We start from the raw sequence: 25,990 nt of genomic DNA, 5'->3' as shown, positions 1-25,990 counted from the left end.
TATTAGCTATATAAGGAGTAATTGATTATCTTATAGTTTTGATTTTTTATTTATCTTTAAATGAAATAAAAATAATTAAGTTTGCAATCATAAAATAAAACTTATCACTCTGTGGTAAGTATATTCTCTGCATCTTAAAAAGTGAGTTTTAGTGAAAATAAAAATTAACTGATGTAATTATATCACATTAAAATATAGTGGGTATTGAATGAACGAAAATTTACTAGCATCAGATGTGAAGTTAAGAACTTCAAACATATCCTTACCAAAAACAATGTTAGCTCAAACAATAAGGCCTGAGAGATATGGTCATCCCTTAATTGCCTTTGAATTAGAAAGAGTATCTATACCCCCCTTGGAGCCTGATGAATGTTTGATCAAAGTTATGGCTGCGGGAGTCAATTATAACGGCATATGGGCTGCTAAAGGATACCCAGTTGATGTTGTCAACCTTCAGAAAAAATATGGAACATACAATGGACTTCATATTGCTGGCTCTGATGCATCTGGGATTGTAATAGCACTGGGTAAGAACGTTACAAATATAGCTATAGGGGATGAAGTAGTGCTGCACTGTGGCTGGTGGGATGGTAGTGTATCGGGTGATGAAATTATGGATAAATCAGCTAAAATTTGGGGTTATGAAATAAATTTCGGAGCCTTTGCTGAGTACACTCGTGTTAAGCAACATGCAGTCCTGCCTAAACCAAGCCATTTAAGTTGGGAACAAGCTGCTTCCTACATGCTATGTGGTGCTACGGCCTATCGAATGTTCCATGGTTTTGAACCCCATACGGTTAAAGCTGGCGATGTAATACTCATCTGGGGGGGGAGTGGCGGATTGGGTTCAATGGCTATTCAATTAGCTAATGCTGCTGGTGCAATACCTGTAGCTGTTGTTAGTAGTCAAGAAAAAGCTGATTACTGTCGAAAAATAGGTGCTAAGGGAATAATAGATAGACGTAATTATAAACATTGGGGGCCTATAGAAGATCTGATCAACCCATCTAAATACTCACAATGGGTTAGTGAAGCAAGACGCTTTCAAAAAGAAATTTGGAAACAAGTAGGAGAAAAGAAAAATCCTAACATTGTAATAGAACACCCTGGTGAAGATACTTTTCCTACATCTTCTTTTGTTTGTTCTCAAGGAGGAATGGTAGTAATTTGCGCGGGTACCAGTGGATATAGAGGTACATTTGACATTCGTTATCACTGGATGCGTCAAAAAAGATTCCAAGGCTCTCACTTCGCTAATCAAACTCAATGCACTGAATTCAACAAGCTAGTATGCCAAGGTGTAATATCACCATGTTTAACAAGGGTTTTTGACTTTGAAAACTTACCGGAAGCACACCAAATCATGCTTGAAAATAGAGAGCCTTTAGGAAACTTCGCAATTAGAATTGGCTGCCGAGTGGAGAAATAAGAAAATGCATTTCATTCAGAGATTCTTAGACATTTCCCATAATCACCCAGAATCACTAGCAGTTATTGAGAATTCATCTGAAATCTCGTATAGGGAATTATATGAACGAGCTAACCGCCTAGCAAGCATTATTGCTTTAACTGGCACAGGGAATATGGTAGGCGTGTTAATGGGGAAAAGCATTGATTATATAGTTTCAATTTTATCTATTCATATGTCAGGCAGAATAGCTGTTCCCCTAGATAGCAGTTATCCAATTGAAAGATTAAAGCAAATGATTACTTCTGTCGATTTATCGTTATGTCTAGTTAACCAACAACTGAACATAGAATTGGCGAAAACCTTAAACGAACAGACTAATCAACTATGTATCAATGAATTGCCTATGTCTCCTGCAAATAATAGAGATGATGAAATTACTATTAAATTGCAAGATAAAATACCATCCTACGTTGTATTTACATCAGGAACTACTGGAAAACCTAAACCTGTTGTGGTGCCCTACCAAACTTTGTCTACACTGATTTCTTGGATGGGGAAAACACATCAACCAAACGGCACCACATTACTATATGCCACTCAAGGTTTTGATGTTTCATTTCAAGAAATTTATAGCACTTTATGCTACGGTGGTCAGCTATTAATTATCACAGACGAACAAAAGAAAAATCTGCATACTTTAATTCAACTGATATCCTTACGATCAGTAACTCGTCTATTCTTACCTACTTCGATGTTAATCCCTTTTGTTACTTTTGGGTTACATGCAACCCAGCCATTAACCGATCTAATGCAAATAATTGTAGCTGGTGAACAATTAAAAATTACACCAGCTATTAGACAATGGTTTAAATCTCATTCCCATTGCCAACTTATTAATCATTATGGACCATCAGAAACGCACGTGGTGATGGAATATCAACTAGAAGGCGAACCAAATGGCTGGCCAGATTTGCCTCCAATCGGTCAAGTAATTCCGGGCAACATTGCTTACTTACTTGATGAACAGTTTCAACCTGTTTCATTAGGCACTATTGGTCAGCTTTATATTACAGGGCAATCTCTAGCATTAGGCTATCACCAAATGAAAGAGCAAACGCTAGAAAAATTTGTAATACATCCCAAAACCCAACAAATAATGTACAAAACTGGTGATCTCTGTGCTCAAAATAATAAAGGAATGTTTGAATATAAGGGAAGATGCGATCGACAGTTTAAAGTCCGCGGTTATCGAGTTGACCTGAAAGAAATAGAAACTACCGTTACTGACTCTGGTCTGGTAGAGGATTGCCTTGTAGTAGCTAAACAGTCAGGTATGACAACTCTATTAATACTCTACTTTACAGCAAAAAGTAGTACTCATGATATCAGCCTAACTTTACACGCATACCTAGCAGAAAGACTACCAGACTACATGTTGCCATCTTTCTATAAGAAAGTTACAGATATTCCTCTAACTCAAAATGGCAAAGTTGATATTAAAAGACTCCCAACTATTGGGGGAGTTAGATCTCAGATACCTTTGCCCTATGTCGCACCACAAAGCAAGCTTGAATCGGCTCTGAGCGATTTAGCTGCAGCTTGTTTTGGCCTAGATAGGATTGGAGTTAATGATAATTTTATGGATATTGGTGCTAATTCTCTTACCCTAATTTCTTTTTTGGCCGAACTTCGCTACATGCTATCTCATGACTTTCGTCAAACTGAATTATTCGAGTTTCCTACTATTAGACTCTTGTGCAATCACTACCAGCAATTGAATAACAATAATAAAGAACAACTGAGTAACACAATTAGACCTTCCAACAAACGTAAAACAAGAACTAATGCCATTCAACATATACACGGGAAAAAGAGGGGGTAGTATGCTAAATAACCAAGAAGATCAAACATCATTAGATGAAACCACTATTGCAATTGTTGGAATGTCTTGTCGCTTTCCAGGAGCTTCATCAGTAACACAATATTGGAAGAATCTCCTATCTGGAACTGAAAGTATCCAAGTCAATACATATACCGATGGAGGAATTCATTCCCATGCTGAACTACCTGACATAGAAAACTTTGATTACAACTTTTTTGGATTCAACTACAAAGAAGCACAATTGTTAGATCCACAACATAGATTTTTATTAGAGTGTGCTTGGGAAGTGATGGAAAATACATCACTACATTCTAAAAGTGAGTCAATTGGAGTCTTCTGCGGTGCAGGCCCAAGCTCGTATTTCATCAACAATGTTCATGGTCAATCTGACCATAGCGGAGCTTGTGGTTTGTATCAATCAGCTGATACGTTAACTCAATTTATGGCTACTGATAAGGAGTTTCTTGCTAATCGAATTGCTTATAAATTTAATTGTTGTGGTCCTGCAATTAATATTCAGGCGGCTTGTGCGACCTCAATATTTGGTATTCAAGCCGCAATTCAAGCAATCTTATTAGGTGATTGCGATGCGGCATTAGTCGGAGCAGCAGCAATTCCTGTTCCACAATCAATTCCTTACTATTTCGAACCTGGTATGCCTTTTAGTTCAGATGGTCACTGTCGTCCATTTGATGCGAAAGCTAGTGGGACTGTGTTTGGTTCCGGTGCTGCTATCGTTGCCCTTAAAAGACTTACTGATGCTATAAACGACGGAGATCATATCCATGCCATTATTCGCTCAGTAGCTACAAACAATGATGGCAGCAATCGAGCAAGTATGTCAGCCCCTTCTATTGCTGGACAAACCCGTGTTATTCGTGATGCTCTTGAAATGGCAGACATCGATCCTGGACAAATTTGTTATATTGAAGCCCATGGTACCGCTACTCCAATTGGTGATCCTATTGAGATAAAGGCATTAGCTAATGCCTTTATTGATCGCCCCCTCGAAAATACTTGTTACTTGGGAAGTGTAAAAGGTAACATTGGGCACCTGGGATGGGCGGCAGGAATGGCTAGCTTAATTAAGGCGGTATTAATTACTCAACATAAAATAATCCCTCCCACTATTAACTTTGAACAATACAATCCACAATTACATATTGAAGAAACCCCTTTTACCATCAACAAAGACGCGATAGTTATAACAGAACCTCGTGTCATTGTTGGTGTCAGTAGTTTTGGATTAGGAGGGAATAATTCACATATAATCATTGAGGAAGCTCCTAAAAGAAGTCTTATTACTCCATCACCATATCATGAGAGAGCACACTTACTACCTATTTCAGCTCGAAATAGTGATAGTTTACAACAATTACGCACTTCTTATTTACAGTTTCTCGAAAATCAGGAAGATAGCACCTTTCCTATATTCGTTGCTAATCTCCAGCATTCTAGAACATTTTTCGAAAAACGAGCATTCGTTATCGCTAGCCATAGGGAAGATGCTATAAGTACATTAGATAGTTTGTCGCTTAATACCAAGCAAGTAATAGAAGAAGTACCCAAAATTGCTTTGATGTTTTCTGGTCAAGGAGGAGAACATCAAAATATGGGAATGGAACTTTATACTTATGAAGCACTATTCAAAAAAGAACTAGACAAGTTCGATCCTGTGTGTTTAAAAATTTTTGATACTACTGCCGCAAACCTGCTATTTGATCCCCAATTAAATGAGAGAATAATAAACGATATTACCTGTTCACAACCTATGATATTTGCCTTACAGGTGGCAATGGCTAGGTTGTTACTAAATAGTGGCCTCACTCCTGCGGTCTTATTTGGTCATAGTTTAGGAGAATATGCAGCTGCTTGTATAGCGGGAGTTTTCAGCGCCGAGCAAGGATTCAAAATTCTAGTAGAACGAAGTAGGTTATTAGATTCGTTAGGAAATATAGGAGCGATGATATCTCTTGAATGTGACCATACGTGTGCATTGAAATTAATAAAATCTTCAGGAAATAATTTTTCGATTGCAGCAATAAATACAGCCAATAATACGGTAGTTTCAGGAACTTTAGAAACAGCTGACCAGTTAATGCAAATAGCAGCAGAGGCAGGTGTAAAAGCAGTACGATTGAACATTTCACGGCCAGGACATTCTTGGTTACTTGATCCACTGCTAGATCGTTTCGAAGAATACCTTGCTAACGTTGAATTAAGTTCTCCCACATTACCTTTTATTTCTACAGTAACGGGGAAATTAGCTGAGAGTGAAGTGACGACTACTAAATATTGGTGTCGTCAGTTGCGAGAAACTGTGAACTTTAAAGCCAGCGTAGACACTACTATTGAGATTGGAGGGACACATTTAATAGAGATCGGCCCCAAAGGTACGTTATCAGGACTTATACTTGGAGATGTAAAAAATATTTTGAGTGTACTACCAATATCCAGAGGAGGGAGAAGAGATCATCGACAATTTTTGACTGTTTTAGGAGAATTGTTTTACGCCGGTATCAACATTAATTTTCCTCACAATGAAGAAAAAATGCCTGTTCTTGAGGGATTACCAACATATCCATTCCAGCGAGTTCGTTGCTGGATTGAAGCACCAGATGCTTTCCACTCTTTAGAGAATTATTGTTACCAATTAATTTGGCAACCATTAACAGTGGAAAAAATAAATGTACAATCCACCATTTCTCAGAAAGTTTTGTTTCTAGCGCCAGATGAAATACTCAACAATACAGAAATTGGTTACTTAAAAAATTCCTTTCAACAATTTCATATTGTTGACTTGAATACACTGATAACAGTTGATATGCCATCTGATGAAACCTTGAAGGCCACCACAGCTCAAAATTTTAATATGCTATGGCAAAAGTATTCTGATGGTGTGGACAAAATATACTTAGATCTACGCAATCAGCTAAACAACGATATATCAACAGCCATAACCACTTGTTCTCTAGTGCTAAATTTTTTGCAATCTATCATTAATACTTATAAACTCCAACCACAGATTTGCTTGCTATTTTCAAAGAAACCTAGCAGCCATGAAGATATGACCCTCTCACCTGTAACGAATAGCATTATAGGTATGCTCCGTTCGTTGCTAATCGAAGAACCAAACCTTAAGGTAAATGTTATTAATTTTGCCAGAGAAGAAGCACCCCAGAATGAAGAGGAAGCAAGCCCGATCCAATTATTACCGTTAACTGAAGAATTAGTCGTGACAGTTCTGCGAAATCAAATATTCGTGCCACGAGTAGAAAAAGTAGAAAAAGTAGAAAACACTCATTACATATACCCAACAGAACAAGATTATATCCTGATAGGTGGCGCTGGTGGAATTGGTGTGCAATTGATTAAAAATCTTTGTGCCGATCAAGTCCGTTCCATTCATGTAATCGGACGCTCGGCACATCCTAATAAGGAGCTGAGCGAATTAATGGATCGTTACCCAATTATCCAATATTTAGGATTTGATCTATCAACAGAGACAGGATATAAAAAATGTAATGATTGGTTACAGAGTACCTCAATTCACAAAGCAGGAGTTTTCAACCTAGCTGTAGACCTCAATGATAAATTGTTTGGGAGTATTCAATCACATGATCTAACTCTCTCATTCAATTCTAAATGCACTAGTATCTTGAACCTTTATCAACTATTGTGTAAACATAAAGTGGAGATTAGCTTCATTTTCAACTTCTCTTCAGCCACCTCAGTTTTAGGTAATGGTGGACAATCGAGTTATGGTGCTGCTAGCGCTTTTCTCGATGTAGCTCATGCAGCTTTATTTCCTGCTGCGGGTAAGGTATTCACAGTCAATTGGGGAGTATGGCGTGATGCAGGGAAATTAAGAGATGACCAACAGAGAATACAACGTCTTGAATCAGATGGACTTTTTAGCCATAACTGTGAGCAAGGACTCTTATTTATTCGCCTATTGTTAGCCAGTCCAGCTCGTATTATAGCTTTTATGAAAATTGATCCAAAAGTACTAAGTAATAAATCCCCTTTACTAGCACGCTTTCTGGAAAATTTGGTGGATGACACAGACGATAATAATCCCTCTTCATCAATAACCACCATAACCCGCCTTCTCGCGTGTAGAAATGAATCTCAAATGAGTTGTGTGCTCGAAACATGGCTCATGTCTACTATTGATGCATTAATTGGTCTAGAAGAGTCCATCTACGGTCAATATGACACGATAAAAAATATTGGTTTAAAAGCAATGGGTTTTGATTCCTTAGCGATCGTACAACTCAAAAATGCAATTGCCGTTCAATTAGATCTGCAGTGGACTGCTAAACAGCTATATTCTTACCAAACATTAAGTGAGTTACATACTGACTTGCTCTCTCACATAATCCAGCCAGCCTGGCATGAAGCTCATCGAGTATATAATGGAATAACCTCAAAAACTGAGCAAAATTTTTCAATTTCATTACAGCAATCTCGTTGGCTTTCGCTTATAGACAAAAATTATGGCCTGCGTATTATTCCCTATCTGATTTATTGCCCTTTCAATCTCGGGCACTGTCGCACAGCCTTGGCTAAGGTGATAGATGAACATCGTTTGCTGAGAACTTATTTTCCTAGAGGACTGCCATCTGTAAAAACTACATCACAGATCATGGATGATTTTGAAACGTTAAGTTCTAATCTATCTTCACTAACGACCGAAGAAAAAATTCAGCAAATTACTTTTTTAATCCAAGAAATGGAGCAGAGACTTCCTAAACCTAAAAATAATATAACTTGGACTATACACTTTATTGATGTAGGAGAACCGTTCTTTATTGCACTTTTAGGTGTTCAGCATCTGGAATTTGATGGAAAATCTCTAACGCTGTTTTTTGATGTATTTGGTAAATACTTACATTGCCTCTCAAATAATAAACTGTTAGATCATGTCGAACACAAACTCGACTATAATGTATATGCTCAACGTCAGAAGCAGTATCTACATAAACAGTGGAACAATGATTCTATCTTTTTCAAAGGACTATATAACTCCTTTAAAGGCCCGACTGTGTTACCGAACCATCCTGGATTTATGCCTACAATAGCTCGTTCATCATCACGACACAGTATCGAAGCAATTAATGCTAACAGAGCCTTGAACGAACTTTCTGAACTATATAGATTCAGTGTATTCCACGCAATTTTGTATGTTTATGCCAAAAGCATGGCCGACATTATTGGCCAAGACCAGTTGATTATCAGTACAATTAGTAGTGGTCGAGGATTGGGTGAATTCAATGACATAATCGGTCCGTTCACTTCACCTCTACCAGTGCCACTTACTGTAAGCCATGATGACTGGTTAACTGGAATTTCAATAGTTGCACGCACACTTGATGCCATTCATGATTATCCATTAATGCATCCATCAATGTTAATAAGTAAGATACCTGCGTTTGCAGGACTACCAATCGATACCTACTTTTCAGATATAGGTATCAATTTTCTCAATTATCGCCATATAACTGAGGAATCAGAAAAGATAAGAATCGAAGGAATAGAGATTTTAGGTCCCGTATCAGCGAATTTATTATCAGGAGCCAATGTCGAAGATATGCGGCGTGTTCCAGGTCTTCACTTAGTTGTTGAGATTAATGGTGATGATTTGCGTTTCAACTTTTGGTTTCATTCCGAACGATTTACAACAGCTGAAGTCGATCGTTGGGGAAAAAACATGTTACTACATCTAAAACAATTACTGTTTAGCCTGAGAAAAGACAATGAACAATAACAGACTAACGTTATTATGTTTTTCCTACGCGGGAGGCAGTGCTGAATTCTATCTGCGTTGGCAAAATTTACTGCCAAACATAAAAATTATCCCAGTGGAAATTCCTGGTCGGGGACGAGCATTGAACTTACAAGCATTGAATACACGTGATCATCTGGTTGATTATCTAATGAAACACTATACTCAATGGTGTATTCCTCCTTTTGCTTTCTTTGGGCATAGCTTAGGTGCCCGCATAGCACTTGAATTTTTATTGGCTCTTGAAAAAACTTGTGGAATCAGAGCGTCCCAATTGTTTGTAAGTGGATGCCTTGCACCAGCACGCTTTACCCAAGCTATGCGTATTCGGGAACAAGATTTGAGTGATGCAACATTATTACAAGTGCTAGCAGACCTAGGTGGGACGCCTCCTGAGCTTATGACCAATTCAGCACTAATGAAAAATTCTTTACCTATGATTAGAACTGATTTTCAATTGGCAATAGACTTATCAAAAAGCCCCGTAACTAGTATTTCTACCCCTATATACCTTCTACTAGGCAATAAAGATAAAGTTACTAGCCTATTTAAAGATTACTTAGGTTGGGCTCAATATACTTCCGGTAAATGTCAAGTCTCAGTTATTGACGGAGAGCATTTTTTCATCCGTACCCAAACAAAATCGGTTGTTAACTTAGTGAGACATAAGTTAAAAGAACTTTCATTACAAGAGAATAAATTTTGAAGTATTGAATTTGTTAATCAATAAATTAAGATCACTGCAATGTATTAGATGGTAAATTATAGTCCTATTTTTTCGTTTACTAGATACTTATTCTAAGTATAAACATTTCTATAAGGATCATTGACTTTGACACATTCACTCTCTAGTTCCTATATTAATAAGTCTGAAATCTATGATAAAGCAAGACCACTTTACCCACGAGAGGCACTTTTATTTATTCGCCATCAGCTTAATTTATCATCCGAATTACCTGTGTTGGATATTGGTTCTGGAACAGGAATACTTACAAGACAATTAGCAGCTACAGGCATACCCATGATCGGGATAGAACCTGATATACAAATGCTTTCCAAAGCTAGGGAAAGGACTAATCTACTCAATGTAGAGTATTGTCATGGTTCTGCCGAGCAATTAGGAATGGCATCTTGCTCAGTAGCAGCTTTGGTATGTGGGCAATCTTTCCATTGGTTCGAACCGAATAAAACTCTTTCTGAATTCAGACGTGTTCTGGCAACGAATAATCCAGTATTTCTTATCTGGAACATTCGAGATCCTGATCATGATAAATTTCATCGTTCCTATGAACAACTATTGAAAACTTATTTTAAGCGTTATTCAGAAACGTTGCAGATTGACAATATATTGGAAAGTAGAATTCACCAGTTTTTTAATGGCAATTTTAAGGAATGTACATTTAATAACAGTCAGCAATTGGATATGATTGGACTGATTGAGAGAACTATGTCTTGTTCTTATGCACCAGAGATAAGAACACCTGAATACGATTTCGCTAGCATGGCCATAAAAATTCTACATCAATCCTATCAAAAAAATAACTTAATCTCTATCAATTATAAGACCCGAGTAATATATGGACATATTTAGTGCGAAGATTCACTCTAAAAAAATGCATCAAAAAATAGCAAGGGAATTTTAAAAAAAATAAAACTGAAATCACATTAGTAGTGTCAAACATATTAACAGGGTGAACTCTCGCCCTGCCATACTGGCAATGACTGTAAATATTGAATTTATTTTGTGATTTACATCAATAATAAAAAAATCAAGCAATATAGGTATAGTATGTTAAAACATATTGAGTAATAATGTTAGCTTAAGCCACCAAAGTGATTGTATCTCACTGATATATACCCAATAGATTTCAAGTTGCAGCGCGGCGGCAAGTGAACGCAGCCAACAAAGCAGCAACTTGAAAGATGAAGGGTATATATATAATCAGCTATTCAACTAGTCTTATACTCTGTTTAAAAGGTAAATAAAAATGGAATTTCCACTCCCTAAAGATGTTGAATTTAAATATTCATTAGTTTATGAGAATTACATTAATGGAGACACGGTTAAAATAAATGAAAATATGCAAATGCCTTCATCAAGTGTAAGAAAGGTTTTCATAATGACAGCAGTTATGTCATATTTAATTGAAAATAAAATTTCAGTTCATGACGTTATTAAAGTCACTCCTCCTAATACTACAAGAAATGACATTTCTGGGTGTTTACAATATCTTGACATGGCTAATGGAAATATATCCTATCATGATTTATTACATTTAATGATTACCTATAGTGATGTATTATCTACTAAATATCTCGGAGAAATTATAGGAGTAGAAAAACTAAATCAGTACTGTAAGAAACATGGATTTTATGATACAGAACATTATTATCTGGTGCCACCAACTCAAGTACATAACATAAAAAAAAATATGACAACTGCCGCAGATGTTTCTCTTTTTTATAAAAAATTGTTTTATGAACACTCCAATAATAACCAGAGTAGTTTTCATAAAAACCTAGGATTAGATTTTGATTATACTGTTTTAGCTAGAAAAATTCTGGCTAGGCAGCAATTCAGTGACCAATTACCTGAATTCCTTCCTGATGAATACATTGTTGCACATAAACATGGTTGGGGTGTAAATAACTTAGGTGATGCTGGAGTCATTCTAAAAGAAGATACTTTTGAATCACAATATTCTTTAGTTATTTTAATTAAAGATGTTAATTCAACTACATATTTAAATCATGAAGCAATGGTTATTGCTTCACTCTGGATATCTGATGTGTCTTTACAGATCTTCAAAAATAATTATAAAGGTAGAATAACTGAACGCACTATCTTAAATTAACTTGAAGATATAATTTAACCTGAAATTTGCTTAAGAAGGGAACTAAGCGCCTGAGGTACGATCAAAGTTTTTGTCAAAGAAAACAAAATCGTGGAGATCCTCAGGCATGTCTAATTTAGAAGAACTTTACTGCTGCGTCGATGACTTTTGCCAAAAATCTATTCCTCTCTGCGCTTTTTTTTCGTCACGCAAGGCTGAAACCCTGGGGATCGCTTTTATTGATTCAACCAAAATTGCCGTTTGCCATAATCTCCGTATTCCCCATCATCGCGTATTTGAGGGCGTCGCACAGCGAGGGAAAACCAGTACAGGCTGGTTTTATGGCTTTAAACTTCATCGGGTTATCAATGATTGTGGTGAACTTTTGGCGGTTAAGTTGACCTCAGGAAATAAAGATGATCGTCATCCCGTCAAAGCGCGGGTACAAGGGTTAACAGGGTGTTTGTGGCGATAAAGGGTATTTGTCACAGGCCCTGATGAACGGGAAGCAGAAGGAATAACGTTAATCACTCATGTCCGTAGTAATATGAAGGTAAAAGCGTTATCTCTCTGGATAAGCTGATGTTAAGGAGGCGATTTCTGATAGAAAGTGTGCCGCAGGCATACAAACTGGCAGCATAGGGAACGCAGCCAGTATGTAGCATAAGCTCAGGAGGAGATGGTGGCAGGCCCACCGAAGTCCGCTGTCGGAAGCCGGCTTCAAACCCCCTCAAGCGGCTGCCGTAAAGAGCGGTGGTCGTGAGCGTTGAGGTCAAAGCGCGAACAACAGTTCGGCAGGTAGGGTACAAAGAGACGAGTAAAACCTAACCCATGTGGATGCGTCGTAAAGAAAAGATTTGACATCAAAACCGGGGGCGTTTTAATCAAATACTAAAAAATCTAGAACAGCTTATAGCAAGTTGTCAGTCAGCCAATGAAATAGCCTTATTTCTTAAAAAGAATAACCTTGAGACTTGGCTACAGACATTTAAGCAAGCCAGAGACGAAGCGGCTTCTGATTACACCAATCTCCAACAGAGATTGGCACAACAAAACCATCATCTGGAAGTATTAGAAAGCGAGATAGAAATTGGAGATTTACATGCAGCAGAGCAGGAGCGTAATAAGCCTAATATTCTTATCCAAATTTTTAATCGCTCCCGCTACGTTAGCTATCTAAAGCACGTCAGTGACGTTAATCTTCAACAGCGGACATTAAAGCAACAACGTATAGATTTACTCAAAGAAATTGATACTTGTACTCAACAACAACCGTTATTGTTACAAAAGCAGCGAGAAGCAGAACAGTTACTACAGGAAAAACACGACGCATATACACTTAAACAGCAGAAACTTGCGCGTTTCTGTCATGAACATCCTGAGATGAAGCTTCCGGGCACTGAAAAATACATTAATGATAGTGAGCTACAAAGAAATGCCTACTGGCAAGATCCAACGATAAACCATTTCCGCTCACAGCTTTTTATCGCTGCACTCGATTTACACCAAGCCTGGCTTTTAGAAGTACTAAAACATGAAATATTCCGCAAAAAAGTGTTTAAATTGCCAGAGATGCTTGATGGAAAGATTGATCCTAACAATAAAAAAATATGGCAGCTGCTATTTATGATAGTGCCTGTAGTATCAACAACTTTTACCTCCTTAGGCTCGATGTTTAGAAGCTTAGGAAGTGAAGAGCTTGGTTGGTTACTGATTGACGAAGTAGGACAAGCTATACCTCAGGCTGCGGTGGGAGGTTTATGGCGAAGTAAAAGGGCTATCGTGGTTGGAGATCCTTTACAAATAGAACCTGTTTTCACCACCCCGCCAAAGTTGGTTGAATATATCAGTGGTACCATACTTAAAAAAGAAGCGGAGGAATGGAACCCTAACAGATGGTCAATTCAAACTATTGCTGACAGAGCAAATCGTTACGGTTGTGAATAACCGTTGGATTCACTCTGGCGGGAGCTGTACTCTAAAGCAGTACAAACCATCATTGGCTCAAGAAGTCTTAACGCTATTAACTACATTAATAGAAAAAGAAAAAAATCTTTCTCAGATTTATATTATTTCGCCATTCAAAGCAGTTAAACAGCAGTTAGGTACAGAACTATCGTCCCATAAAGATTATTTTCATCAATATCTTGAAGGGGATAATAAAAAGAAACAATTCTCTAAATGGATTAGTCAAAATATAGGAACCGTACATACCTTTCAGGGGAAAGAGAACCATACCGTAATATTTGTCCTTGGATGTGATATTCAAAATGCGGGTGGCGCAGTGTGGGCTGCAAGTAAACCTAATTTACTGAATGTTGCTCTTACTCGTGCCCGTAAAAATATTTATATTATTGGTGACATTAACGTTTGGCAGGATAAAACCATACTTTAGTATGGTAGCGTCAGAATTGAGCACAAAAAACAGTAGCCACAGCGATAATATGAACCACTATCAAGACCAATTTAAGATGACGCCCTAAAATATAGGAATATACGGAGAAGAAATCATGGATAAATTTTCTATTGCCCGCTCCTCATACTATCACCGTGTAACGCGATTAGTAAATCCTGTTAGGTATTTCTACCTTACTAAGGAAATAGATAATTACTCGACAAAGATACAAAAACATTATCGCAGAAGTAAAATATTACTTAGCATTTTCAATATATCTCCTACGCTAAGAGCAATTGAACTCAGCAAGTTTAGTGAACTATATGAGAAGAAATAAAAAGATGAAAGCTTAATAAAATATGGACTAAAGAAAATATCGTCACGAATAATTAAAAAATCCAACTGGAACGACTTTGAAGCCTATTTACTCAAGTGCGGATTTTGCTTCCGTAACACACTTCAAATTATTAAAAATATCTTAATAACCTATCATTATAATTATGATATGAACTACACAACCATAAAAAGGTTTTTTAATAACCTAATGAAATCTCACTCAATTTCTGACCATCATAACGAAGTTTCTTGGCTTCTATGGATATGTAAAGAACTTAGATTAAATCTAAAAAAAGATGTAATACGGGATATAGAAGAAATGCCAAGTTCAATCTGTGAGCTAATCGTTCTCGACCTTTTCAATTCAGAAATTATAAAAAATAATATACATGAAGGGTGAATTCACATAATCAGTGCAACATCGTTAATCTGGAAGTAAACATGTTCGTATTCCTTTAAATAATTCATTCGGTGTTTTCCCTCCCCGTGTTTTTCGGGGGGTATTAAATGAGCTTGCCGATTTATTTAAACACCATTTAAATAGATGTCGATCGGTAAGCTGTTTTTTTCGGTGATTTGTTAACTGAGGATAAAAAACAGGTATCCATTAATGCCAGATTTTGAAAAGGTACAGAATAACTAAAAACGGCTTATTCCCTATCATGTTTAATGCATTTATCAACGACGTTATCCTTCGCTTATTTTACATTTACCTATTCTGCCATAACCATTTAAAAGCACGAAAACAAATATATTAAATCTTTTATATAAAAAACGGATTTAACTATAAGTGCGGTTTTTTTAAATTACATTAACCATTAACATAAAACTTGAAATAAATCAGCGAGAAAAAGAATATTATCCGAAAAAACATAACGGGGTATCTTTATACCACCAAGCTATTTACGAGTTTATTTATGAAGATAAAACAAAGGATGGTAACTTATAAAAGCTGCTCAGAATTGCCAGTAAAACAGCTTCAATAAAGATAAAAACCGAATATGATTAACGTTGATTAAATGTAAAACACAATATACCATGATGATTAAATTTATCCTTATTAAGCATAAATGGAATGTGGCAAACTACCTGAACCAGTAAAAAGAACAGCGCCATGTTGTGCCAACCCACAGAGCTGAAAACATAAAGGCTGAGAATACCACCAACCAGAATTCCCAAACTAAACCCTGCAACCTGACCGACATTCACTTTGACATAACGGCTGCCTACAAAAGTGCGCACAGCCAGAGCATTAACCGCAACATCCTGGCTGGCATAAAGAAGATTGATGAATGTGAGTATGATCAGCAAACCGATGACATCAGTTTGTGGGCTGAAAAACCACAGAGAAGCGACAGCAAGCAATGAAAGTATTTTAAATAGTTGAATCCAGGCTAATCCGGCAGAAAGTTTGCCAAATCCCCACGGTTTATGGTTTTCAATGAAAGAAGCCCAGATAAATTTGAATGCCCAGGGTAACATGCATAAACCAATAAGGCCGATAAACTGCATATCAGCCCCTTGTTGCCGTAAGATCCCCGGCAAAGCAAAAATTGCCAACCCCAAAGGAGCACCTTACGCGCAATAAAGGCCAAATAAACCAACAGGGTTATGATTATATTTCATGATATTTCCTAAATTCATTGATTGCGCGAATGATGCCATGACGCATCAATATTAGTGTTGATATAGTCAAATAAAGCTGAAGATTGATCGTTGAGGTAAAAATGCCCGCCATCAAACACTTTCAGTTCAAATGTTCCTTTAGTTATGCACTGCCACTGCGCCATCTCTTCCGGAGAAACTTCCGTATCGCGTTCGCCTGCACAAGCAAATACCGGGCAATCAAGTTGTTGCTGGCAACGGCGTTGATATGTTTCGATAGCCTGAAAATCTGCACGGAAAATGGGCATTAATAGCGCTTTCAATTCAGGCATTGTCTGGTAATCAATTGCAGAGCCGCCCAGAGATGTAATTTTATTCAGCAGTTGCTGCTCATCCCGACGGTGATAATCATTACCACTATTTTTGTGCGGCGACAGGCGAGCAGAAACAAATAATGCACAGATTTTTCTACCCTGTCGTTGCATACGCAATGCCACCTCAAATGCCAGCGCAGCGCCCATGCTATGCCCGAAAAAATAAGTCGGACGTGAAGGCAAAATATTCAAGGCCTCGACCACGCTGTCTGCCAACTGATGAATACAAGTTTGCAACGGCTCGCTAATCCGCGAGCCATGTCCAGGTAATTGAACGGCATAAACCGCAGTATCTTTTGAAATTCCGTCACGCCAGGGGATAAAATATTCTGCTCTGCCTCCGGCGTAATGAAAACAGATCAGTTGGCTACCGATTCCCGGCTTTATCAGTCGCATTGCTCTATCAAGCGATACCTTATCAAACATAGGTAAACATCCCCTTGTAGTAAAAAACTTGAGGAATTATATAAACAACTTAAAAAAATTCAAATGCAAATGATAACTACTTTCATCATTGTCATTGTGGATAAAATAATACACCTTAATCTTTAATTCAACTTATTGTTTTAATTAATATTAAATATTATCCAAATTTGTTAAGGCGGTTAAATTATCCAGATCTGAAACAAAACTGAGCCCTTGCAAAAACGCAAAACATACCTCAAATACTTAAATCTCTATTGCTATTAGGCTATTTTATTTACTGTTTTTTATAATAAAAAGTAAGCCCAGGCTATACAAAAGAATTATTTATCTGCTCAATACATTTTAAACATTTTCATTAGCCTCCAATATAAATATGCCAAAATGATGAAATGAGCCAAATAAATAGATACGGTGTATTATTAATATCATCGCCCTGACGCTATTATATCCAATAAATCAAACTCAAATTTACTGATAATAAACTTGCAGCCATCACCTCGACTCATTTTTTCTCACAATAAGAAACAGTGACTACTCCCCGCGCCACTCTGAAACTGTCACAAAAGACCGATGTTTCTTGCCAATCCACCTACTGACTGAGCCGTTCAGCCAGCCCGCTTCGCCTTTGAGTCGGCGTCTGAATAGCCTGACGCAATACCGCCTCATGTGCATAAAGAGTCAGTTTTTTTCTGGCGCGGGTCATCGCCGTATAGACCAATTCACGGCTGACAACCGGTACAAATTGGGTTGGCAGTACCAAAGCCGTATGCTCAAATTCTGAGCCTTGCGATTTGTGCACTGTCATCACATATGCGGTTTCATGCTGTGGTAAACGACTTGGCTGAATTCCTTTAATCTGCCCATCAGGCAATTGAAAATATGCACGCAGCTCATTATTTTCGTCCCTGAGCATAATACCGATATCGCCATTAAACAGCCCCAGTGTGCTGTCATTACGGGCAATCATGACTGGCCGGCCAGCATAACCACGGCTGAAAATCCCGGCAGGGCGACGAATAAGCCCCTGACGATGCAATAGCTGTTCTATTCGCTCATTAAGCCCACTGACACCGAATGGCCCTTCTCTGAGTGCACACAACAGACGGTAGCGGTTAAATTCAGCCAGAATCTCTTTTGCAGGCACCTGCTTTGCCACCAGTTGCAAATAAGAATGGTAACCCGATACCGTTTCTGTCAGCAAATGCTGATAATCTTCATCGTCTGATAGTGGGTAAAAACAGATATCATCCAATGGCTGTTGCAGAATAGAGAGAGCTTGCCGGCTTTTTCCTTGATTAACTGCCGCAGCAAGTTGCCCAATTCCCGAATCTGCATCAAAACGATAGCTTTTGCGCAATAAGCACAGACGATCACGAACCTCTGGAACGTTTTCCTGATCACCTGCAACCAAATGACATCCCGTCAACCGACTTAGCTGTTCCGCTCTTACAACACTGTATCCCTGTTCAGCAAAACGACAAATATCACCCAACACAGCGCCAGCTTCCACTGACGCCAATTGATCACGGTCACCCAGCAGAACGATTTTCGCCGTGGGTGGCAATGCATCAATCAACCTGGCTATCATGGGTAAATCCACCATTGAAGCTTCATCCACCACCAGCACATCCAGATTCAATGGGTTATCTCGGTCATAGCGCAATCGCTGGCTATCAGGTTGAGCGCCTAACAGTCGATGAATCGTCTGCGCCTGATCTGGCATAGATTCAAACTGTTTTTCTGTCAGAGGCAATTTTCTAACAGCACTGTTAAGAGATTCAGTCAATCTGGCAGCCGCTTTTCCCGTCGGTGCCGCCAATTGAATAATCTGTTTTTTATCCGGGTTAAGCTTGATTAAGGCCGCCAATAACTTAGCAACGGTTGTCGTTTTGCCGGTTCCTGGTCCACCAGAGATAACTGAAACTCTGCTAGTCACTGCTACAGCAGCAGCCACTCTTTGCCAGTCCACTGTTTCATCAGACAGTATGAATAATTCATCCAGAATCGTTCTCAGCTGCTCTTCCTGAATACTCTCGGCTGATTGATTAGCGGAGAAAAAAGCGGCCACCTGGCACTCACTTTGCCACATTCTCTGCAAATAGAGTCGATTATGCGAAAGCACAACAGGTGTTGGTTGAAAGCCATCACTCACAGCACCACAGTTTTCCAGTGCCACCAGTAAACTCTGTTCATCAGGTCTGCCTGCAATCTGCCATAACTGCTCCGCAAATTCACGATGTCGCCCATCAAAAAAATGTTCAGGTGTTATCCGGTTAACAGGCAGGCAAACGTGGCCGGTACCGGTTTCAGCACTCAACAACGCCATGACCAACAACAGAACAGGATCTTCATCCTCAATCAATGTACGAGCAAACTGTAAATCCAATGAACGCAGGAGCCGGAGATCTACTGCCTGTCGTAATAACGAAATCATCAATTTTTCTCTTTATCAGGCTGTTCATTACCATGGAAAAGCAGATCCAAAGCATCCACAAATTCAGCCGCAGGGCGACAACTGAAAATACCATTCCCCGGTTGTTGTTTATCTATTCCCCTCAAAAACAGATAAATCACGCCGCCAAAATGTTGTTGGTAATCATAATTAACCAATCTGTGACGCAAATAACGATGCAATGCCAGTGTATAAAGTTGATATTGCAGATCATAGCGATGCTCAATCATGGCTTTCTCCATTGCTTCGTGGGTATAAGCCTGACTCCCCTCGCCCAGCCAGTTTGATTTGTAATCCAGTACATAAAACCGGCCTTGCCAACAGAAAACCAAATCAATAAACCCTTTCAGCATCCCTTTCACCTGCTGAAATTCCAATTGAGGGCAGCGGGCAGAAACAGGATCGTAACGACGCATCACCGCATCCAGCTCCTGAGCTCGCAAAAGTTGTTCAACCGGCAGATAAAACTGCATTTCATCCTGTTGGTGATGAAGCGAAATTTCTGCAAGCTGTATACCTTCATCATTCAATGGAGTTGTAAAAATATCTGCCATCCATTGTTGTAATACCCCACTCCAGTGTTCATCAAACCCGGCCGGTTTCAGTTGTTCTGCCAACCATTTCTCATCAGGCAATTGGCTAAAATCAAGCTCTTCCAGAATAGAGTGCAAAAAAGTCCCCGCAGAGGCTCCCCGTGGAAACGTATGTGGTGTCATTCCAGGTTGTTCTGCTATTTGTTTCTCACCACTGGCATCAACATCCAACTTTGGCGCGATAGACTGAACAATGACGTCAATAGACTCTTCCCCAACAACACGAGGGAAAGTATTACTATGATGAACAGCAGAGTTTTGTAAACCAGAATAACTGGTGATCCGCCAATCATCCTGAACCTTACGATTAAACTGCCTTGCCGTCAGCAATAAATCATTTTGGCTTCGTGATTTCCATGGACTATCATCAGTATCACTGATTGCGGAGATAATAATCCCATCCCCGCTCAATTCATTAAGACATTTCGCCAGAAAATCAGCATCACCTTTAACTCCCTTTTGGAGCAGGTAACCCAGAGCACACTGATGCAGATCAGTATCCCCGGCCTTTTTCTTATTGCCTTTTATCAGTGGAGCCACACCGACACTGCAATGGTAAACAGAGCGTGTCAATGCGACATAAAGCAAACGCAAATCTTCTGCCAGCCTTTCTTCTTCCGCCAGTTTGATCGTTTCCTCATCAGGGAAAATATCAAGGCAAGCATCAAAACTTGTACGATCATGATATATCGCCTGTTTCTGTGCCCTGAAATTACAGACAAATGGCAACCATACCAGCGGATATTCCAACCCTTTAGATTTATGAATAGTACAGATTTGTACCAAATGGCGATCGCTCTCCAGCCGCATTTGCTGGTTTTCCGACTGTGGATCAGGATGAGATATTTGTTGAGCCAGCCAACGGGTAATCGCATGTTCACTGTCGAGTTGTAGAGATATCTCCTGTAATAACTCACCAATATGCATCACATCCATCAAACGCCGTTCACCCTCATAACTGACAAGCAAATTTTCAGCAATATGATGGTTTGCTATCACCACCCGTAACATCGGTAACACACCACGGCGTTGCCACAGACGGAAATAACCATCAAATTCATCAACTAACTGATCCCACGACTTTTCATCATGATTCAGCTTGTCTATCTGACGAGCAGTCAAACCAAACAAACCACTGGCAAGCGCACTTCTCAGAACACGTTCTTTCTCTGGCGACAATACAGCTTGCAGTAACCAAAGAACATCCTTTGCTTCTGCGGTATCAAATACACTTTCCCGGTTAGAAAGAAATACAGAAGGAATGGATAGCAAGTTAAGCGCACTACGGATCAGTATGGCTTCCTTTCTGCTACGCACCAAAACAGTAATGTCGGCAGCAGCCACAGGCCGGGAATCATCTCCCTTATGCAACAGAGCACGTCCTTTACTGCCAGCCTGCAACCAATCACGAATTTGCGCAGCGCAAAGCCGTGACATCGTTTGTTCATAATCTCCGGTAGAAATACCTTCTCCTGGCTGTAACCAGAAATTCAACGCTGCCTGTTCTTGACCGTCATAACTAAAAGAAAGTCCCCGATTTTTCTCTGCCGCAGAAACCTCAATAAAAGGAATTTGTTCAAACAAAAATGGATTTTCTGAACGTATAAATAGCTTGTTGACTGCCTGTACCATTGAGTAGGCCGAGCGCCAGTTTGTCTCCAGAGTATAGTGAGCACTTACCTGAGAGCGGGCACGAATATAAGTGAAAATATCTGCACCACGAAATGCGTAAATAGCCTGCTTAGGGTCACCGATAAATAGCAACCCATTTTCAGGCTGATCGCCATAGATGGTATGGAAAATCCGGTATTGCTGTGGATCGGTATCCTGAAACTCATCAATCAACGCAACCGGATAACGCTGGCGGATAGTTTGAGCAAGCAAATCACAGCCCGGGCCTTTCAAAGCATCATCAAGACGGCTTAGTAAATCATCAAATCCCATCTGACCACGTATCAATTTTTCCCGGCGGATTGATTGGCGAATTTCAATAATCGCTCTGGAGATAATCAAATCACGTAAAGTCAGTGGTTGCTGATATAAATCATCGATAGCCACAAAAAGTGAGTGCTCAGGTACATCACCTTTTTTTGTCTTTTCTGTTAATACCGACTGCCGGAATTTCTCCAGCTCTTTTGGTAACTGATAATCATCTGTAGGTTCCTGAACCCAATCAGTGACTCTATTCAGCCAATTTGGTAAGTGCTTACTACTATAACTTCTCTTGTCTACACCAGAACCTGCAATTAAATCATGTAATTTTCCAGCCACTTCATTCCATTGGCCTTTAACGCCGCTGATCAACTGGATAATTTTCTCATGGCGGCTTAACAGCGTTTCATCACTGTCTGGCGCATCAACAATATATGGCATATCCCCTTGTAAATAAGGGTGTAGTTCAGCTAACAGTGCTTCCGGCCCACTCCATTCCTGACTGATGACCATTGCCATTGACAACGGCAATGGATAGCAGTAACGCCGCCAGAAATCAGCACACCCTTGCTTTTCTAATGGATGTTGATCCTGAATTAATGTCTGTTCAAACAAAATCCCAGATTCAAAAGCATTATGCGCCAACATTCTCTGACAGAAACCATGAATGGTATAAATCGCGGCCTCATCCATTTGTCGCTCGGCGGCCAACAACCAGATAGCTGCTTGCTCTTTATCCGGAATTTCATCCAATAGCTGTTGATAGTCGGATTCTGCGCCTTCTACTTCGCTTCGAATACAAGCCAGGCGAAGTTTATGGATATTTTCACGGATACGACCACGCAGCTCATCTGTTGCGGCTTCCGTAAACGTCACCACCAGAATTTCTTCCACGCTTAAAGGCCGTGGAAAAGCGGCATTTTTCCCCAATCCAAGTAGCAAACGGAGATATAAAATGCCAATGGTGTAGGTTTTACCCGTCCCAGCAGAAGCTTCAATCAGCCGCTGACCATTCAGCGGCAGAGTTAATGCATTAAGCCTATGGACAGATATCTCTGTACTCACTGAGCCCTTACCTCAACAGGTAACTTTTTCTGAAGTTCAGTGACATTATGATAAGTTTTCCAACCTTTCAATTTTGCATACCCATCCGGGTTTGCTGATTTGCCAATCACTTGGGAAATCAATGACAGTCCGTGATGTTTGGTTACCGCATCCTGGTAGAAATTAATCAGTTGCTTCTGTGTGGTTTTCTTTAGTACCTGAAGCATTTTATCTCGGCTATCAAAACTAAAGTTATTGCGGCTAAAATCACCGGAGAAACGGGCAACTTCACCATAGAAAGTTTGTGGCGGCTGCTGCCTTTCGTTAATCAGCGCATTTTTGTACTGCTCAAAATCAGTTTGAGACATCACTTTCAGCTTACTCGCTGCTTTCTGATAGAAATCCAGATAACGCTGATTCAAGTATTTTGGTTGTTTACTGTTACTTTGTAGCAGAAAACCCAATCCCCACTGTTCCCCGACACTGGTATTGAAAGCAAACACGGCATACCCCAATTGTTCCGTTGTTCTTAGCTGCTCATAGAACCAAGTTTGAAGCATATTGCTCAACAAACTTGAATAAATATAACCCTCTATACGGTCATACCCCGTCGGGATATAAACTTCGGCTAAAGCACCGTCGGTGCTGCTGCCAACACGCTGGAAATTAACCGGGTAATTTTTATCAATCACCACCTTGTTCCCACTCCACCAGTGGCTTCCTTGATTTGCCAGTTGATGATGGGCAGATTCAGCAATGACTTTGCTCTGCTGTTCGGTCAGGTTTCCCATGATCATCATCTGCAAAGCCGCGTTTTTGATCATCTGATGACGATAGTCAACAATATCCTGAATGGTGATGGTTTCCAGCTCTTTCAAGCGAACAGATTGTTCCGTGTAAGGCACCGCAGAAAGGCGCTTCAATGGTTGCATCGCCATTTCATAAGCTTTACCGTTATTAGAAACTTCTATCTGTTCGCGATACCAGGATTTAGCTTGTTCGAGTTGACTGTCAGTTGGCGTAAACGCCATGTAATTACTGATTAAAGAGGTTAAGAGTTGCGGCAGATTCTGAGTGTAGCCACTGACGCCTAATTGCAATCCCTGCGATGAGCCACTAGAGATACTCATTCCTGCAACAGAAGCCTGATAACCAAGCTGGTCAAGGGAAAGCCCTGCCAAATAATCAAGCAAAGAGGAAGTTACCTGCTTGCGGGCGCTATTCAGACTTTCCGCATGGCGCAAATCAAGAACAATGCTGGCTTTAGGCTCATCAGCAAAATATTGGCTTGGCATATAGAACAAACGGAGATTCTGCTGTTCAAGAATCATCTCAGGATGCTTCTGACTTTTACCTGCTTTTATCAGTTTCAAGTCGTCAGGAATATAAGGATTTGGCGCCGGCAGAGAAAAGTTCATCTGTTCCTCTAGCTGCTGCCATTTTGACTGCTGCTGTGATGTGATTCGATCAACCTGATAAGGTGCCTGAACAAAATAAGCCTGTTTATTGTGCGGCTCTTTTGGGCTGATATACCAGATACGCGCATTTTCAGGGGTTAACTCAGCAAGCCGACTGGCAATTGCTTTCGGATTATAATTATCAGCCACATAGCCGGAATTCAGTACATTGGCAACGGGAACCCGCAGCATAGCATCCGATAACCATTCGATATAATTCATATCACGAACGATAGAGCCATATTGGAAAGAGAGCTTTAAAACCTTAGCGATTTCATCAAAATAACTTTTCTGAATGCCTTTTTGTTTTAATAAATTGATATAAGCAAAAATAGCCGCAACAACCTGATCTCGCTGCTCGAGTCCTTTGTCTGTCAACGTAACATAAATAAAAAAAGCACCTTTGTTGCGGTCAATCATCGGTGCGGCACCTGCGCTGATACTTTCTGCCAGCCCCTGAGTTTGCAGCCAGTCTGATAATGTATTCAGGCTACGATTGCCTATGACATAACCGAGATATTCATCCGTTTTACTGCGAAAATCAGCACTGTTATTGTCAATACTGAACTCCAGTTGCAACGCTTTTTGCGGTTGAGCAGGAATATAATGGATGATAATTCCTTTCTCTTTTTCTGTTACTGCCGGGACGGTAATCGCGGGTACGCTCGCTTTTCTATCCGATATCCGGCCAAAAGTATCAACTGCAATTTGAGCCAGTTTATCAATAGGCTGATTGCCGTAAATGACACCTTTCATCAGATTGGCTGAATAATAGCGCTGATAGAAATCTACCAGTTCTGTCTGTAATTTACTGCCCGGTTTATCTTTCAGCGTTTCCAGATTACCGCCAGAAAAACGGGCATTTGGGTGCGCAGGATTCAGGGTTTCTGAGCGTATTTGGGCAACCCGCATCCCATCACGAGCACGCGCCATTGTCAGTTCCGCATTAACGGCGTTTCGCTCCCGATCTGCGTTTACCGGGTTAAGCAAAGGTTCAGCCAGTGCATCAGCCAGACGATCTGTGGCATCAGCTAACGCTTCATTTTCTACTTCAAGGTAGAAAGCTGTACGGTAAGAGGCGGTGCTGGCATTATAGCTACCACCGTGTTTTTGCAAAAACTCAGATAAACCACCCGACTGTGGATAGCGGGCAGACCCCATCAGAACCATATGTTCCAGATAATGCGCAAGCCCAAGCTGGCTGTCAGGGTTTTCCATACTCCCAACCGGAATCGATACCGCTGCCAGAGATTTTGTCGCCTTCTCATCAGACACCAACAAAACCGTCATATTATTTGCCAATTTGATTCCCTGATACTGACGGTGATCATTTTCGCTTTTATGAATTGTTTCTTGCAGTGGCTGCCACTGTTGTGTTTGCGCATAACCTGCCGTTCCCCAAAAAAGCAGGAACATCACAGCAATCATGCGGACAAGATGTTTATGCATTATCGGATATTC

The 25,990-nt window shown here is 39.8% G+C and carries 13 protein-coding genes and 1 pseudogene; 9 read left to right on the top strand and 5 right to left on the bottom strand.

Features of this window, described 5'->3' with window-relative positions; all coding sequences use genetic code 11:
- Positions 1 to 208: 208 nt before the first annotated feature.
- From ccrA to ACGF7G_RS00540, 9 genes are all read left to right on the top strand, one after another.
- Positions 209 to 1,429 (top strand): crotonyl-CoA carboxylase/reductase, encoded by a 1,221-nt coding sequence (ccrA, locus tag ACGF7G_RS00580; RefSeq protein WP_207627271.1) that lies wholly within the window; start codon positions 209 to 211, stop codon positions 1,427 to 1,429.
- Positions 1,407 to 3,293: a non-ribosomal peptide synthetase gene (locus ACGF7G_RS00575; protein WP_133813732.1), complete on the top strand. Its 1,887-nt coding sequence runs from the start codon at positions 1,407 to 1,409 to the stop codon at positions 3,291 to 3,293. The genes ccrA and ACGF7G_RS00575 overlap by 23 nt, the downstream gene beginning before the upstream one ends.
- A 1-nt stretch (position 3,294) precedes the next feature.
- Positions 3,295 to 9,063, top strand: a complete 5,769-nt coding sequence (locus tag ACGF7G_RS00570) for a beta-ketoacyl synthase N-terminal-like domain-containing protein (RefSeq protein ID WP_387462841.1) — start codon at positions 3,295 to 3,297, stop codon at positions 9,061 to 9,063.
- Positions 9,053 to 9,787, top strand: a complete 735-nt coding sequence (locus ACGF7G_RS00565) for a thioesterase II family protein (protein WP_133813730.1) — start codon at positions 9,053 to 9,055, stop codon at positions 9,785 to 9,787. Before ACGF7G_RS00570 ends, ACGF7G_RS00565 begins: the two co-directional genes overlap by 11 nt.
- A gap of 126 nt (positions 9,788 to 9,913) precedes the next feature.
- Positions 9,914 to 10,672, top strand: coding sequence for a class I SAM-dependent methyltransferase (locus ACGF7G_RS00560; RefSeq protein WP_166295808.1), 759 nt, complete (start codon positions 9,914 to 9,916; stop codon positions 10,670 to 10,672).
- A 397-nt stretch (positions 10,673 to 11,069) separates the two neighbouring features.
- The gene (locus ACGF7G_RS00555; RefSeq protein WP_387462838.1) at positions 11,070 to 11,936 is read left to right on the top strand and encodes a serine hydrolase; all 867 of its coding nucleotides are present in this window, start codon (positions 11,070 to 11,072) and stop codon (positions 11,934 to 11,936) included.
- 106 nt (positions 11,937 to 12,042) lie between these two features.
- A complete protein-coding gene (locus tag ACGF7G_RS00550) occupies positions 12,043 to 12,390 on the top strand; it encodes a transposase (protein ID WP_133813726.1) in 348 nt (115 codons plus the stop codon).
- A 566-nt stretch (positions 12,391 to 12,956) separates the two neighbouring features.
- Positions 12,957 to 13,862 (top strand): AAA domain-containing protein, encoded by a 906-nt coding sequence (locus ACGF7G_RS00545; RefSeq protein ID WP_387462836.1) that lies wholly within the window; start codon positions 12,957 to 12,959, stop codon positions 13,860 to 13,862.
- Between the two features lie 52 nt (positions 13,863 to 13,914).
- Positions 13,915 to 14,310, top strand: coding sequence for an AAA domain-containing protein (locus ACGF7G_RS00540; RefSeq protein WP_207627272.1), 396 nt, complete (start codon positions 13,915 to 13,917; stop codon positions 14,308 to 14,310).
- Between the two features lie 1,383 nt (positions 14,311 to 15,693).
- Here the strand turns inward: ACGF7G_RS00540 and ACGF7G_RS00535 are convergent.
- The 5 genes and pseudogenes from ACGF7G_RS00535 to ptrA form a co-directional block, all read right to left on the bottom strand.
- Positions 15,694 to 16,158, bottom strand: a pseudogene (locus ACGF7G_RS00535) (MFS transporter); the annotation flags it as partial.
- 128 nt (positions 16,159 to 16,286) lie between these two features.
- Positions 16,287 to 17,051, bottom strand: a complete 765-nt coding sequence (locus ACGF7G_RS00530; protein ID WP_387462835.1) for a thioesterase II family protein — start codon at positions 17,049 to 17,051, stop codon at positions 16,287 to 16,289.
- A gap of 589 nt (positions 17,052 to 17,640) precedes the next feature.
- Entirely contained in the window at positions 17,641 to 19,485 is a 1,845-nt protein-coding gene (gene recD, locus ACGF7G_RS00525) for an exodeoxyribonuclease V subunit alpha (protein ID WP_387462834.1), read from the bottom strand.
- A complete protein-coding gene (gene recB / locus ACGF7G_RS00520) occupies positions 19,485 to 23,093 on the bottom strand; it encodes an exodeoxyribonuclease V subunit beta (RefSeq protein ID WP_387462832.1) in 3,609 nt (1,202 codons plus the stop codon). Before recB ends, recD begins: the two co-directional genes overlap by 1 nt.
- A complete protein-coding gene (gene ptrA, locus ACGF7G_RS00515; protein WP_387462831.1) occupies positions 23,090 to 25,978 on the bottom strand; it encodes a pitrilysin in 2,889 nt (962 codons plus the stop codon). The genes recB and ptrA overlap by 4 nt, the downstream gene beginning before the upstream one ends.
- Between the last annotated feature and the right edge of the window lie 12 nt (positions 25,979 to 25,990).

The sequence above is a fragment of the Photorhabdus sp. RM323S genome (genome assembly GCF_042879375.1).
Lineage (GTDB): Bacteria > Pseudomonadota > Gammaproteobacteria > Enterobacterales > Enterobacteriaceae > Photorhabdus > Photorhabdus tasmaniensis.
Note: the sequence above shows the minus strand (reverse complement) of the source record. Positions and strands in the feature narration are given on the sequence as shown.